This window comes from Psychrobacter sp. Rd 27.2 (assembly GCF_001921755.1).
GTDB classification, from domain to species: Bacteria; Pseudomonadota; Gammaproteobacteria; order Pseudomonadales; family Moraxellaceae; genus Psychrobacter; species Psychrobacter celer.
Genome location: NZ_MRYB01000001.1, coordinates 361,117 through 376,386 on the forward strand (window position 1 = coordinate 361,117; position 15,270 = coordinate 376,386).

The following is a 15,270-nucleotide window of genomic DNA, read 5'->3' on the forward strand; positions in this document are numbered from 1 at the left end:
GAGTTTCAGACAGTTTGCATTTTTGCCCTATATTTTATGGCGTATTTTTAGTAAAATCCTTCTTTACCAATTACCGAAAGAGTACTATGACCAAGTTTATATTTGTGACCGGTGGGGTAGTGTCCTCACTAGGAAAAGGTATCACCGCCGCTTCTCTTGCTGCGGTCTTAGAAGCGCGTGGCGTGACTGTCACGATGACCAAGATGGATCCGTATATCAACGTCGATCCAGGTACGATGAGCCCATTTCAGCATGGTGAGGTGTTTGTCACCGAAGATGGCGCAGAGACGGATTTAGATTTGGGCTATTATGAGCGCTTCTTACGCCATTCTAAGATGAGTAAGAGCAACAACTTTACCAGTGGTCGTATCTATCAAAACGTGCTAAACAAAGAGCGCCGCGGTGAGTATCTGGGTGGTACCGTACAGGTCATCCCGCACATCACTGATGAAATCAAAAGTAAGATTCTTGCCAGTGGCGAAGGCTACGATATCGCCATCATCGAGATTGGCGGTACAGTCGGTGACATCGAGTCGCTGCCATTTATGGAGGCCGTACGTCAGATGCAAGTAGAGCTTGGCCGCAATCGCGCTATGCTTATGCATTTAACGCTGGTGCCTTATATCGCCAGTGCCGGCGAAACCAAAACCAAGCCGACCCAGCATTCAGTCAAAGAGCTACGCTCTATCGGTCTGCAGCCAGATATTCTCATCTGCCGCTCTGAGCACCATATCTCGCAAGACAACCGCCGCAAGATTGCGCTGTTTACCAATGTCGAAGAGCGCGCAGTCATCATGTGTGAAGATGCCCAAAGCATCTATCAAATCCCGCGCACCCTACATGAGCAAGATCTTGACGATCTAATCTGTGAGCGTTTTGGTCTTGATGTACCAGAAGCGGATTTGAGCGATTGGGACAAAGTGGTCGAAGCCCAGCTCAACCCTGAAGCGGTAGTGACGGTGGCGATGGTCGGCAAATATGTCGAGTTACCAGACGCTTATAAGTCAATCAACGAAGCGTTGCTACATGCCGGTATCGTGCATCAGTCAGATGTCAAAATTGACTATATCGATGCTGAGCTACTAGAGACGGACGATGAGCTGTATGCGCGTCTAAACGATGCCGATGCGATTTTGGTACCAGGTGGTTTTGGTGAGCGCGGTACCACTGGTAAAATGAGAGCCATCACTTATGCCCGCGAAAACAAAGTGCCGTATCTGGGTATCTGTCTGGGTATGCAGTTGGCGGTGATTGAATACGCCCGTAATGTGCTGCATATCGATGCCAACTCTTCTGAGTTTCATCGTACTGCCGCTGAGCCTATCATCGGTCTGATCACTGAATGGCTAGATGAGCGCGGCGAGCTACAGATTCGTAGCGATGACTCAGATCTTGGTGGCACGATGCGCCTAGGCGCGCAGCAAGCAGAATTGGTCGCTGGTAGCAAGCTATCACAGATTTATGGCACCAAAAATATCACTGAGCGTCATCGCCATCGTTATGAGATGAACAATCGTTATATCGAGCCACTAGAGCAAGCGGGTATGAGTATCTCGGGTTATTCTGCCAAACAGCATTTGGTTGAGTCGGTTGAGATTGCAGATCATCCATGGTTTATCGCGGTACAGTTCCATCCTGAATTTACCAGCTCGCCTCGTGGTGGCCATCCGCTGTTTAATAGCTTTGTCAAAGCGGCAAAAGACTATAGCGAAACGAAGTAGCTGTTAGCTTAGTAGGAAGTAGTCGTTAGTTTAGCAGAGAGAGTTGCTACTATTAAAAAAGCTATGAGTGAGCCGGCAATAATTGTGCTCGCACCAATCATAAATGTTATGCGATAACAGCATTACTATAAAAAGACTGATCTTCGGATTGGTCTTTTTTGCTTTTATACATGCAGGGGGTTATGCCTAGCTGGTCGGGCAGTGACAATAACAATGCTTGATCATGTCTAATTACGCTAGGATACTTTCTTTCATTGGGTTATCGGTTACAATATCAGGCAGAGACATCACTATAATAAAGAGGAAAATAGCGGTATGGACAATCTAACCACAGCGCAATCGCATATCACGCTCACCACCCCCAGTCACAGCACCATCACGATCGGTAATGATCAGCCGTTTGTGTTGTTTGGCGGCATAAATGTCTTAGAATCGAAAGAGATGGCGTTTGAGATTGCGGAGCAGTATGTCGAGATATGTCAGCGTTTGGGCATCGGCTATGTGTTTAAAGCCAGCTTTGATAAAGCCAATCGCTCTAGTTTGCATTCTTATCGAGGCCCAGGCTTAGAAAAAGGTATCGACTGGCTGGGGCAAATCAAAGAAAAGTTTCAAGTACCGATCATCACCGATGTACACGAGCCGTATCAAGCCGCACCGGTCGCAGAGGTCGCTGATATCATTCAGCTGCCTGCGTTTTTGTCGCGTCAGACTGACTTGGTGCATGCGATGGCAAAGACAGATGCCATCATCAATATCAAAAAAGCGCAGTTTTTAGCGCCGCATGAGATGCGTCATATCATCAATAAATGCTTGGAAGGTGGCAATGATAAGCTCATACTTTGTGAGCGCGGCAGTGCCTTTGGTTATAACAATTTGGTCGTGGATATGCTCGGGTTTGATACCATGAAACAAATGAACGTACCGGTGTTTTTTGATGTGACCCATAGTTTGCAGCAGCCAGGCGCGCGCAGTGACAGTGCTGGCGGTCGCCGTGAGCAAATCACCACCCTTGCCCGTGCAGGAATGGCAACGGGACTGGCGGGGCTGTTTTTGGAGGCGCATCCAAATCCAGAAGTGGCAAAATGCGATGGCCCCTGTGCGCTCAGAACCAGCCAGTTGGAGCCGTTTTTGCGTCAGCTTAAACAGATTGATGACTTGGTCAAAGGTTTTGAGGTGTTAGATACTCATTAATACCGTCAATGGAACCCATGATAGGAGGATAAGATAATGGCGATTCAGACAGCACAAGTCAGCATCGAAAACATCGATGATGCCAAAGGCTTGGACAGTGTGATGACCGCGCTGAAAAACATCACAGGGGTGACCGCGATAGACCTTGATGCGGCAAGCAGTATAGCAACCGTGCGTTATGATGATACCGATACCAGTATTCATGCCCTAACGGCGGCGATTAGCATGGTCGATTATGTGACGCAGCCATATCCTATCGATGCGCCGCAAAACCCACGCTATCATGATTAAAAGTTATCATAATTAAAAGTTATCACAATTAAAAGATACTGACGTCGCAAAGTGAGCGTCGAGCATCGCCTGCTGGATAAAGTCAATTCGATATAAAAACGACGTGACAGCCGTGGATCTGATTTATTTGGATTTGATTATATAAAGTATGAAGGCGTTAGATAATAAAGTCATACCAAAGCGCCTTGTTGTTGGCTCTGATAGGGCTTATGCTAGGACACGCCCTTAGTAAATGACTGTATTTACTGTAAACTAGGTTAATTATATAACAATAAGGAGGCCCTCATGGCAACCCAGACTCGTATTATCAATATCGATGGCATGACTTGTGGCGGCTGCGTGGCAAGCGTCCATACAGCCACAGGTGATATCGACGGTTTAGATACCATGACTGTCGATTTGACTGATAAGCTGGCAACGGTGACATTTGATGATAGCAAAACCAGCGCAGAAGCCATTGCGGCCGCGATCGAAGAGGCAGGTTTTGATGCAACCGTCGCCAACTCATAAGCCTTACCGCTTTAACGCAAAACCAGCTGTCATGGCTGGTTTTTTTCATGAGAGCCTTGCGGTCAGTCTACTTGCTTTGACAACTGTGCAAAGCATGGCTGCAGGGCTTGAATAGAGGATAGTCGTAGCCATTTATTAGGTATGAGGCAATAGCCACGCTTGAGTAGGATTTATCTCTCATTAGATTAGGGCATGTTCTTATTTTTGTTGAGCCACTATAAAATAAATACAGTGCGACTGGGAGTAATTTTGCGCAGTCTCTGTCTACGCAGGTACAGCAAGCAAGAAAAATTGATACCAGTCGCGCGTGATAAAACCATGTACTTCTTTTATTTAAGGTTGACCCTATCATTCATGTTGAGAATGAGGGCACGCCCCAGCATAGCCTATTTGCCTGCAGACGCTTTTTTCTGATTTTGACGTCTGATATTTAGATTTTTTCACCGATTTTATTATACATTTATAAACGCTATAGTCCGCCTACCCAAAAATAAAGCGCCTGTTATTTAAGAGATGGCAGTTGCCTTTATAGATGCTTTGGCCGCTTTTAGAGTAAACCGACTATGTAATGCGCTATAACGCAACCACGAGTTTTATTTATGAAAAATTCTACCCGCACCAGTACTGATCCCTCTTATGAGGTAGCGACTGATATTGAGTCCAAAACTGCGATAGCGCCTGAGCGTGCGCACTTGCAGCTGGCGATCGATGGCATGACGTGTCAGGCGTGTGCTTCGCGGATCGAGAAGGTACTTAGCAAAAAGCCGGCGGTATATGAGGCAAGTGTGAACTTCGCTGGTGAGACTGCTAATATCGATTATGATCCGGCGCAGACCACCCCTGAGCAAGTCACAGAGTGGGTCAACAAAACCGGCTTTGTCGCCAATCTGCAAGCCGATGAAAGCTTGTTTGCGCAGACGGATAAAGACACTGCAACCGAGTATCCATGGCGCTTGATCGGGCTATGGATTTGTCTGTTGCCGTTTTTGGTTGGTATGGCGGGTATGCTAACGGGGTTTGGTATGGCGTGGATGCCGCCTGTTTGGATTCAGTTTGTCCTAGCCACCATTGTCCAGTTTGGACTGGCATTGCCATTTTATAAAAGTGCGTGGGCGTCTATCAAAGGCGGCCTTGCCAATATGGACGTGCTGGTGGTCATCGGTACGGTGACTATTTGGGCGTATTCTACTTATCTGTGGTTGACTCATGGCGATGGTACGTTAAGCAGCCTATTGCAAAGTGGATATGCTGGCGGACATGGCCCCGCTGTGTATTTTGAAGCCGGGGTGATGGTCATCGCCTTTGTGCGAACGGGTAAGTATTTGGAGGAGCGCACCAAAAAGCACAGCCTAAACAGTATCGATTTATTGTTATCATTGACGCCAGATGAAGTAGAGCAGCAGCAGCCCAACGGCGACTTTCATAATGTCGCATTGCAGGCGGTGCAAGTCGGTGACATCCTGCGTGCCAAGCAAGGCAGCCGTGTGGCAACCGACGGGGTGGTCATAGATGGCGGCGGCTGGTGCGTGGAGAGTCATCTGACGGGTGAGTCTGTGCCCCTCAAAAAACAAATAGGCGACGAGCTGCTGGCAGGGGCATTGGTCGAAAACGGCAGTTTGCTGTATCGCGTCAGTGCCAAAGGCAGCGATACCAAGCTTGGCGATATGGTCAAAGCCCTTAGCGACGCCCAAGGCTCAAAGGCTGACTTGGCAAGGCTTGCCGATAGAGTAACGGCTGTTTTTGTACCAGTGGTGGTGACCATCGCTTTGGCTACCTTTGGGCTAACGTGGTGGCTGACCGGCATGGTGGATACCGCCTTGATGCATGCGGTGTCGGTATTGGTCATCGCGTGTCCTTGTGCGCTCGGTCTGGCCACGCCTGCGGCTATCATGGCAGGCATGGGCGTGGCCGCGCGCCATGGCGTTTGGTTCAAAGACGCGCAAAGCCTCGAGGCGGCGGGCAATATCGACACGGTCGTGCTTGATAAAACCGGCACATTGACTGTCGGTAAGCCGTCTATCGTCGATCATGTCATGGTGGACAGCTCCATTGCTGTCGATGATGTGCTACAAATTGCGGCAAGCGTTGAGGCGCATGCCAGTCACCCCTTAGCGACCGCCTTGATCAATGCTGCGGCCGAGCGTCATTTGCCACTGATGACTGTCACTGATATCAGCGTCATCAAAGGCGCGGGTATCCAAGCCAATATCGAAGGCTTGGGTCTGGTAAAAGTCGGCACGGCAGAATTTGCCAATCTAACTTTGCCAAAATTTATGCCAAAAGTATGGCAAATCGCCAGTACCGTAGCGCTTAGTATCAATGATGAACCGCTTGGGGCGTTTGCTTTGGCAGATGATCTAAAGGCAGACACCCCGCAGGCGATAGCGGCGTTACAAGAAAGCGGCATCCAAGTCATCTTGATGAGTGGTGATAAGCAGTCTGTGGTTGATCACGTGGCAGGGCAGCTGGGCATCGATAAGGCATATGGCCAAATGAGCCCTCGGGATAAAGCCAGTCAAATCGCGCTGTTGCAAACTGCAGGCCATAAAGTGGCCATGGCAGGTGATGGCGTCAATGATGCGCCAGCGATGGCCACCGCCGATGCCAGTTTTGCCATGTTTGAGGGTACTGATGTCGCGCAGCATAGCGCCTCCGCTCGCTTGATGGGCGAGTCGCTGATGCATATCGATGCGGCACAAAAAATCGCCAACGCCACACTGCGCAATATCAAGCAAAACTTATTTTTTGCGTTTCTTTATAATACGCTGGGCATACCGCTGGCAGCGTTTGGGTTTTTAAACCCGATGATTGCCGCGGCGGCAATGGCGCTAAGCTCTATCTCTGTCCTGATGAACGCGCTACGTTTGACCCGTTTTCGCACTGAGGTTGAGCTAGATAATACCGTCTCTACTCATCACACTGATGATAAGCGCTTGCCAAGTGCATAAGTCTGCTAGGGTAGTCACCTTCGCCGATATCGCCGTGAGCCAGATAGGCGGATAACCGAGCGTTTGTATGACTTTATGAGCGTCAGTCGGTGCAAGAGAAGGGAAGTTTGGCGAAATTTATGCTATGATGCCACGTACGATAGCTGCTCATGAAATCCGTAAATAAACGCTTGATTTTGTCCAAACCCAGCCGATTATACTAAGTAGGCAAGACAGGTTTGGGCCTGCGCTATACGATATTTTATTTTATCTTTTTTGTATTCTAGTTGCCGTTATTTACCCCATAAACTTGGCATGACCAAAGGAATTAACAGACATTATGTACGCTGAAGAAACCACCAACGTCACCGCAATTAAAGACATTCGCGCTCGTGAGATTTTAGACTCGCGCGGTAACCCAACCATCGAAGCTGACGTCATTTTGGCTGATGGTACTATCGGCCGTGCTGCTGCACCAAGTGGCGCGTCTACTGGCTCACGTGAAGCCCTCGAGCTACGTGATGGCGACAAAGATCGCTACATGGGCAAAGGTGTCAAAAAAGCCGTGGCCAACGTCAATAGCCAGATCCGTAGTGCGCTTATGGACAAAGACGTCACCGAGCAGCAAGCCATTGATGATGCGATGATTGCATTAGATGGTACAGAAAACAAAGACAACCTTGGCGCAAATGCCATGCTCGCGGTCTCTCTTGCCACGGCAAAAGCCGCTGCTAAGTCACAAAGCTTGCCACTGCATCAATACATTGCCAACCTGCGCAATCAGACATCATTGACCATGCCGGTACCAATGATGAATATCCTAAACGGCGGCGAGCATGCCGACAACACCGTTGATATCCAAGAGTTTATGATTGAGCCAGTTGGTTTTACCAGCTTCTCAGAAGCCCTGCGCGCAGGTACAGAGATTTTCCATAGCCTAAAGTCTGTCCTAAAATCACAAGGTCTCAATACTGCGGTTGGTGATGAAGGGGGGTTTGCGCCCAACTTGCGTAGCAACGAAGAGGCCATCACGGTCATCATGCAAGCGATCGAGCAGGTCGGTTATAAGGCCGGTGAAGAGATTCATTTGGCGCTAGACTGTGCGGCCAGTGAGTTCTATAAAAACGGACAATATATCTTGGCAGGTGAGGGCAACAAGGCCTTTGATAGCCAAGGCTTCTCAGACTACCTTGTAGGCCTGACGCGTCAATATCCGATCATCTCTATCGAAGATGGCCTGGATGAGTCAGATTGGGACGGCTGGAAGTACTTAACTGAGCAAATCGGTGATAAAGTTCAGTTGGTTGGTGATGATTTGTTTGTGACCAACCCTGCTATCTTGCAAGAAGGTATCGACAAGCACATTGCCAATGCGATTTTGATTAAATTTAACCAAATCGGCACGCTGTCAGAAACCCTAGACGCCATTTATCTGGCGAAGAAAAATGGCTATGCGACGATTATCTCGCATCGCTCAGGTGAGACAGAAGACAGCACCATTGCAGACTTGGCAGTCGGTACCGCAGCCGGTCAAATCAAAACGGGCTCACTATGCCGTTCAGACCGCGTAGCGAAGTACAACCAATTGCTACGTATCGAGCAGCAAGTACGCGCCAGCTACCGTGGCCGTGAAGAGTTCATTGGCCTACGTGGCTAAACGTTCTTATAGTTACAGTCGATAAGTAAGTGTATGCTGGATGATAGGCTGCTTTTGCGGTATCGTTCAGCATACTGAGCTGTGTTGATTCTCTCTGTCTTGTTTGGCGCAAACCCTTTATGAAATACTTTAGCCAATTTATGCTACTTGCCTTAGCCGTTGCAGTACTTTTAGGTCTGCAGTATCAGTACTGGCTGGGTGGCAATGGCCATTTTGAGCATGAAAAACTGCTGACACAAATCGAAGAGCAGCAGCGCTTAAATGACAATCAAGTATCAGCAAATAACTTGTTGCGTACGGACGTTCATGACCTAAAAAACGGTCTTGAGGCGGTAGAAGAGCATGCTCGTTTAGACTTAGGTTTGATCAAACCCAATGAAACCTTTGTACAGGTTTCCACGGCGCCGACGACGCACAGTCGTTATTAAGGCGGGCACATTAAGCCAGTCGTTTGGCGATACCTTGGTCTTGCCATTATCATTATCATTATCATTATGACCACGATGACATTCAGACACTTTTCAGTCTCTCTCTTTTTATCTTTTCCCCTTTTTTAGCGCCACTTCATGGCTCCCCGTGATTTTTCTTTGATAGGCCTTGGCTCATGAATACCACTCCTCGCATACATGCCATGATCGTTGCTGCTGGTCGCGGCAGTCGTTTTGGTGCGTCTATGGCCAAGCAGTATACCTTGTTTCAAGGCCAGACCTTGCTGCAGCATAGCGTGGCACGGCTCGCTTGTAGTGTCTTTATCGAGCAGTGTTGGCTGGTCATCGCTGCGGACGACACCACCGCGCAAACGCTCGATTTTACCATGCCGGTACAATATGCCACTGGCGGTGCTGAGCGTTGGCAGTCGGTGCAGGCGGGCGTGGAGGCCATTCGGCAGTCGGGTGCTGCAGATACCGATTTGGTCTTGATCCATGATGCTGCGCGCCCAGCGGTGCCCAGCTGTGATATCGATAAGGTCATTACGGCGGCGATGCATGAGCCGTATGGCGCTATCTTAGCCACGCCAGTCGCTGATACCCTCAAGCACTCCTATGCACAAGACGCGAGGCTACCTACTTATATTGCGCAAACGCTCGATCGTAGCAATATATGGCAAGCACAAACGCCGCAAGTCTTTCGACTAGACCAATTACAAAAAGTCCTACAGCATGTCAGTGAACAGCAGATAGCGATCACGGATGAAGCCAGTGCTTTTGAGTCTCTGAGTTTACCCATCCGCTTGGTGGCTGGCAGTCGCCAAAACATCAAATTGACGTATCCTGATGATGCTGTCTTGCTCTCTGCTATCTTGAGTCTGCAAGCTTAGTAGCTTTTACCTTGATAGCCTTTACGTAGACGCTAGAACCATCAGCTTATTAAACCCCTTGTCTTTTTAGTACAACCGTATATTATCGCTGCAAAAAATACAAAGCGATGCACCCAATATATTTGTTTTAGTAAATATAAAGGTGTACTAATATATCATTATTTATCTATAACCAAAATTATAGAGCAAACATAGGTTGCTTTGATGACGAAACTGGCCTATGATGTAACTAACTTAATACAATTGATATAAACACTTATAAAATCAATAATATAACAAGCCAGTTGATTGATTTTAATTGTCTTGTCTCTAGATTTTTTCTAACGTTAGTATGGTTGTCTTAGCTACATTAACCTAAATATAGGGAGAAGCGGATTGTCAATGGTCAATGATTCGACAAATCCAGTAACGACGGATCTTTACCAGCTGGTGTACATCAGCCGGATTACTTCGACTGGTCTGTCAAGTCCCAGTACGCTTAATGACATCTCAGAGATTGCGGTTGAGCGTAACCAAACGGACGAGATTACTGGTATCCTTTGTTATGGCAATGGATATTTCTTGCAATGTGTGGAGGGGTCGGAGCAAGCTTTGACCAATCTAAAAAATCGCTTGCTAGTAGATGATCGACATAAAGACATGAATGTCTTGGATTTTTCAGCGATTGATGAGCGCCGTTTTTCGAGCTGGTCGCTGCGCTCTATCACACTTGAGCGCTGGATGACGAGAGACCCTGTGTTGAAAAAGCTTATGCCGTTTAAGCCTTATAGCTGGAGTGCGGATGAGTGGCGCAGGTTTTTGGATGTACTACAAGGCTACTACGAAGAGCAAATCAGAACAGGTAATATTGACACCCAACCGATTAAGTACAGTACCTTAGGGGTAACCTTAAGTAAAGTAGTCGGTCAGCACCAAGCGTTCTTTTTGATCCAAACGGTATTGGGCTCGATGATAGTCATCGCATTGTTGTGGCTGATGCTATCAGATAAAATCTGATAGAAGGTTAGCCTGCGCCGACGGGTACGGCAAAAAATTTATACCAGCTTCGCTATATCTTATTTATTTGACCGGACTATAAGCAGTGTGTAGCCAACTTTAAACTTGCAAGGCCAGCATTCATTGCTGGCTTTTTTGTGGCTATCTATCAGACAGATAGCGTTTGATTTTGGTGGTGGGAGTACGTCAATAGAGTCTAGAGTTTAAAAGTTAGAAAAAGGGTGGCTCATTAGAAGGAAAGGGTGTGGCTTACTTAATTAAACCAAGTCATTGAGTCAAAAAACAAACATAAAAAAAGCCCCACTCATAAGATATTATGAGTGGGGCTTTTTGGTGGTATGCTTATCAGTCTTATCTTATGCTAAGTAAAAGTTATGCTAAGCAGAAGGGCTAATAAGTGACGCCTTATAGTGGCGTCCCCAGGGGGATTCGAACCCCCGTTACCGCCGTGAAAGGGCGGTGTCCTAGGCCTCTAGACGATGGGGACTAGTAACAACACCTCAGCTGCTTTCACCATTTATGCTGAAGTGGTGCGTATTCTAATAGCGTCTGCGTTTTCTGTCAAGCCTTTTTCTTCGTCTTTTTAAAATTAAATATCTTTTTTTGATAGCGCGGCGCGGATGCAGGTCTTTGCGTTTTAAATGATGCCGAATCCATAGAGAGGTGCAAGCGCTGATGGTCAGGGCTAGTAGCATATAACCGAGGATGGTGCCCCATAACTTAAGCTGTGGATCCATAGTAGAGTCCCTCCTATCAAGCCTTGCAGTGATGACTCACATACTGCAAGGACGTGTGGGCGACTTTGACCATCTGTAGGATGATAAGAACACTAAGCAGTAGGCTGGTATGGCTCGTCAGCGTACTGTTTTTATTCTCATATCCTTTTCGACTAAAACACCAAGAGGGTAAAGTCAGCTAGTCTTACCAATAGCATTATTATGAGGGCATAACAATATAGGATATGTGATTAAAGGCTTATTTGTCAGTTTGCGTAGCGGTGTCAGCTTCGGTAGGCTCAGTAGCCATGGCATTTGCGAGCATGGGGTAGCTGTTTAAGATATGACAAAAAAGCTCGGCAGTTTTTTGCGTATCGTATAGCGCTGAGTGCGCGTCTTTACCATCAAACTCTAACCCTGCCGCTTTACAGGCTCGTGCCAGTACCGTCTGACCAAAAGCAAGGGCCGACAGTGTCACGGTGTCAAATACCGAAAAGTTATGAAAAGGATTGTGGTTTTTGCTATTGGTACGTAGCACTGCGGCATTTAAAAACGCCAAATCAAAATGGGCATTGTGACCGATGAGCACGCACTGACGACAGTCCTCTGCGCGTCTGACTTCTTTTAAACCTTTAAAGATACGCCGTAAAGCAGTCTTTTCGTCTTCGGCGATGGCTTTGCGCATAGGGTTTTTGGGATCTATGCCAGTAAATGCCAGCGCACTTGGCTCTAGGTTTGCCCCTTCAAAGGGTTCGATATGGGCGTTTAGCGCATCTCCTGGATAAAACACGCCCTGCTCATTGAGTAAGATAGGGATACAGGCGATCTCTAGTAGCGCATCTGTTTGCGCGTTAAACCCTGCTGTCTCCACATCGACGACGACAGGCAAAAATTTACGAAACCGGTCTTTTAGGCTCAGTGGTGCTTGCTCATCTGACGAACCTGCAGTGCTATCTGCGCTAGTCGCCGGTGTGTGCTCAGGGTTGCGGGGTAAGGCGGTATCGTTTTGAATGGTCATATTACGTTAAATCACTTTTGTCAGTCGTGCTGTTGTATTGAATAAATAATTATTAAATTGAATAAACAATCACTAAAAAACCATCCTACGATCTCAGCTACGCTTTAGGTAATCAAGGTAGCGTCGATATCGTCGGATAGCAAATAAAAGCGCGGGTTTTGGCGTCCGCTGCCACTTATTCTTAAGTTAGCTTAGTTTTTAATCAACTTAGTCTTTAGTCGAATTAGTCTTTAATTGACCAAGGGAGTGTCTCGCCCGCCAGCAGCGGTGTCAATGAAGTGCCGTCAAAATACGGATAAGCGTTTGGCACTTGCATTGGTGTGTTTACAAGGGTGATGGTGCTTTGGTTGACAGGCAGACCATAGAACTGCGCGCCAAAACGACTGGCGAACCCTTCTAGTTTGTCTATCTTGCCGACACTGTCAAAGGCGGTGGCATATAACGGCAAAGCGATAGAGGCGCTATAGCAGCCGGCACAGCCGCACGTGGCTTCTTTTTTGTCGGTTGCGTGCGGGGCGGAGTCAGTGCCCAAAAAGAACTTTGGATTGCCACTTGTGGCCACGTCTAACAGGACTTTTTGGTGGCTTTCACGCTTTAAGATAGGTAAGCAGTAAAAGTGCGGCTTGATACCACCGACCAGCAAATGATTGCGGTTAAACATCAGATGCTGCGGGGTAATGGTCGCGGCAATATGGTTGCCTTGTGCCAAGACAAAATCAGCGGCGTCACTGGTGGTAATGTGCTCGACGACGATTTTTAGAGTGGGAAATTTGATGATGATTTGTGCCAATACCTCGTCTAAAAACCGCTTTTCGCGGTCAAAAATATCCACATGATCTTGCGTCACCTCACCATGTAACAATAACGGCAAGTCGTATTTTTCTAACGCTTCAAACACATCGACGCATGCACTGATGTCAGTGACACCATCAGCCGAGTTGGTCGTGGCCCCTGCCGGATAAAGTTTGACCGCTTGGACGATACCGGATTTTGCGGCCATCTCGATGTCTTGAGGCGTGGTGTTGTCTGTGAGGTATAACGTCATGCGGGGGTCAAACGCTACAATGCGCTCAGCGCTTATGTCGCTGTTTTGCAAGTGCGTCATGATACGCTCACGATACGCGCGGGCATCATCGACTGTTTTGACAGGGGGGACAAGATTTGGCATACAAATGACACGGTTAAAGCTATCTGCAGCATGTGGCACGGTCGTGCCCAGTGCCTTGCCGTCACGCAAATGAATGTGCCAATCGTCTGGCTGAAGAATGGTCAACTCTCTAATCGAATCAGTCATAAGGTCGTCGCGCTCTATATCGTCATATACGGGAAATAAAAGGGAGTGATACTGCCCGACTATCATAACAGATTTGCCTACTTGACTAAATATGTGACCAGATATAGTCGCTATGAGAGACAGGCGGGCAACGACCTAGCTGGCATGCCAAATAACCGCTGCCAAAATATATTTATTTGAGATTTAACGCAAAAGCGCGCCGCACGGGGCAGTGGTACTTTTGCCCATAGTAAATATGATGTACACTGAGCAGGTGGTTTATTTTTTTGTCTACGATTAGCGCTTTTATCCCCACTCAATTCTCATCATCAAAACTTTATAATAGGAGTTATTCATGGCTCAACTTGATCCAAAAAATATTAATAAAATCGTATTGGCTTATTCAGGTGGTCTTGATACCTCCATCATCGCTAAATGGCTGCAAGAAACCTATGATGCTGAGGTGATTACTTTTACCGCTGATATCGGTCAAGGCGAAGAGGTTGAGCCGGCCCGTGCCAAAGCCCAAGCCATGGGCATCAAAAATATCTATATCGAAGATTTGCGCGAAGAGTTTGCGCGTGACTATGTCTTCCCGATGTTTCGTGCCAATGCCATCTATGAAGGCGAGTACTTACTCGGTACGTCTATTGCCCGTCCGCTCATCGCCAAGCGTTTGGTTGAGATTGCCAAAGAGCACAACGCCGATGCCATCAGTCACGGTGCGACAGGTAAAGGGAACGATCAGGTACGTTTTGAGCTTGGTGCGGTCGCGTTGTCGCCTGATGTTGTGACCATTGCGCCGTGGCGTGAGTGGGACTTGTCAAGCCGTGAGAGCTTGATGCAGTATGCTAAAGAGCATGATATTGCCATTGACTATGCCGGCAATAAGAAAAAATCGCCTTACTCAATGGATGCTAACCTACTGCATATCTCTTATGAAGGCGGTATCTTAGAAGACCCATACGCCGAGGCAGAAGAAGATATGTGGCGCTGGTCGGTCAGCCCAGAAGACGCCCCAGACGAGGCGCAGTATCTAGAGCTAGAGTATGAAAAAGGCGATATCGTTGCGATTGATGGTGAGCGCCTCAAGCCATATGAGGTAATGATTAAGCTAAATGAGCTAGGCGGCAAGCACGGTATCGGTCGTTTGGATATCGTCGAAAACCGCTATGTCGGTATGAAGTCGCGCGGCTGCTACGAGACGCCAGCAGGTACCATCATGCTAAAAGCGCATCGCGGTATCGAGTCGCTGACCCTAGATCGTGAAGCGGCGCATCTAAAAGACGAGCTGATGCCGCGCTATGCAAAAATCATCTACAACGGCTACTGGTTTAGCCCTGAGCGCATGATGCTACAGGCATTGATTGACAAATCACAAGAGTATGTCAATGGTACGGTACGTGTGAAGCTGTATAAAGGCGCGGTGAGCGTGGTTGGTCGTAAGTCAGATGACTCACTGTTTGATGAAAAAATCGCCACGTTTGAAGATGATGCGGGCGCATATGATCAAAAAGACGCAGAAGGTTTTATCCGTCTAAACGGCTTGCGTTTGGCCATCGAAGCCAGCCGCGGTCGTGATTTATCAAAATAAGCGCTTACGCTATTTTTGATAACTTGATCATCAAAAAGCACGTCATTACATAAAATAT

General features: G+C 47.6%; 12 protein-coding genes and 1 tRNA gene. 10 read left to right on the plus strand and 3 right to left on the minus strand.

Annotated elements, in window-relative coordinates; translation table 11 throughout:
* The first annotated feature begins 86 nt into the window (after nt 1-86).
* The 9 genes from BTV99_RS01530 to BTV99_RS01570 all read left to right on the plus strand — a co-directional run bounded on the left by BTV99_RS01530 (nt 87) and on the right by BTV99_RS01570 (nt 10,611).
* A complete protein-coding gene (locus BTV99_RS01530; RefSeq protein ID WP_075100573.1) occupies nt 87-1,721 on the plus strand; it encodes a CTP synthase in 1,635 nt (544 codons plus the stop codon).
* 315 nt (nt 1,722-2,036) lie between these two features.
* Entirely contained in the window at nt 2,037-2,912 is an 876-nt protein-coding gene (gene kdsA, locus BTV99_RS01535; protein WP_075100574.1) for a 3-deoxy-8-phosphooctulonate synthase, read from the plus strand.
* Nucleotides 2,913-2,948: 36 nt separating this feature from the next.
* Nucleotides 2,949-3,203 carry a heavy-metal-associated domain-containing protein gene (locus BTV99_RS01540; RefSeq protein WP_075100575.1) on the plus strand — a complete coding sequence of 85 codons (255 nt, stop codon included), beginning with the start codon at nt 2,949-2,951 and terminating at the stop codon, nt 3,201-3,203.
* Between the two features lie 285 nt (nt 3,204-3,488).
* Nucleotides 3,489-3,713, plus strand: a complete 225-nt coding sequence (locus tag BTV99_RS01545) for a heavy-metal-associated domain-containing protein (RefSeq protein WP_075100576.1) — start codon at nt 3,489-3,491, stop codon at nt 3,711-3,713.
* Nucleotides 3,714-4,312: 599 nt separating this feature from the next.
* Nucleotides 4,313-6,661, plus strand: coding sequence for a cation-translocating P-type ATPase (locus BTV99_RS01550; protein WP_075100577.1), 2,349 nt, complete (start codon nt 4,313-4,315; stop codon nt 6,659-6,661).
* 319 nt (nt 6,662-6,980) lie between these two features.
* Nucleotides 6,981-8,297: a phosphopyruvate hydratase gene (eno, locus tag BTV99_RS01555; protein WP_075100578.1), complete on the plus strand. Its 1,317-nt coding sequence runs from the start codon at nt 6,981-6,983 to the stop codon at nt 8,295-8,297.
* A gap of 119 nt (nt 8,298-8,416) precedes the next feature.
* Nucleotides 8,417-8,725 (plus strand): septum formation initiator family protein, encoded by a 309-nt coding sequence (locus tag BTV99_RS01560; protein WP_075100579.1) that lies wholly within the window; start codon nt 8,417-8,419, stop codon nt 8,723-8,725.
* 176 nt (nt 8,726-8,901) lie between these two features.
* The gene (gene ispD, locus BTV99_RS01565) at nt 8,902-9,615 is read left to right on the plus strand and encodes a 2-C-methyl-D-erythritol 4-phosphate cytidylyltransferase (RefSeq protein WP_075100580.1); all 714 of its coding nucleotides are present in this window, start codon (nt 8,902-8,904) and stop codon (nt 9,613-9,615) included.
* Between the two features lie 381 nt (nt 9,616-9,996).
* Complete coding sequence (locus BTV99_RS01570) at nt 9,997-10,611, plus strand: BLUF domain-containing protein (protein ID WP_243456067.1); 615 nt, start codon at nt 9,997-9,999, stop codon at nt 10,609-10,611.
* 411 nt (nt 10,612-11,022) lie between these two features.
* Here BTV99_RS01570 and BTV99_RS01575 read toward each other — a convergent pair.
* The 3 genes from BTV99_RS01575 to pyrC form a co-directional block, all read right to left on the minus strand.
* A tRNA-Glu gene (locus tag BTV99_RS01575) sits at nt 11,023-11,098 on the minus strand.
* 488 nt (nt 11,099-11,586) lie between these two features.
* The gene (rnt, locus tag BTV99_RS01580; protein WP_075100582.1) at nt 11,587-12,345 is read right to left on the minus strand and encodes a ribonuclease T; all 759 of its coding nucleotides are present in this window, start codon (nt 12,343-12,345) and stop codon (nt 11,587-11,589) included.
* 223 nt (nt 12,346-12,568) lie between these two features.
* Nucleotides 12,569-13,639, minus strand: a complete 1,071-nt coding sequence (gene pyrC, locus BTV99_RS01585; RefSeq protein ID WP_075100764.1) for a dihydroorotase — start codon at nt 13,637-13,639, stop codon at nt 12,569-12,571.
* 334 nt (nt 13,640-13,973) lie between these two features.
* On the opposite strand from pyrC, the gene BTV99_RS01590 reads away from it, so the two are divergent.
* A complete protein-coding gene (locus BTV99_RS01590; protein ID WP_075100583.1) occupies nt 13,974-15,212 on the plus strand; it encodes an argininosuccinate synthase in 1,239 nt (412 codons plus the stop codon).
* The last annotated feature ends 58 nt before the right edge of the window (nt 15,213-15,270 follow it).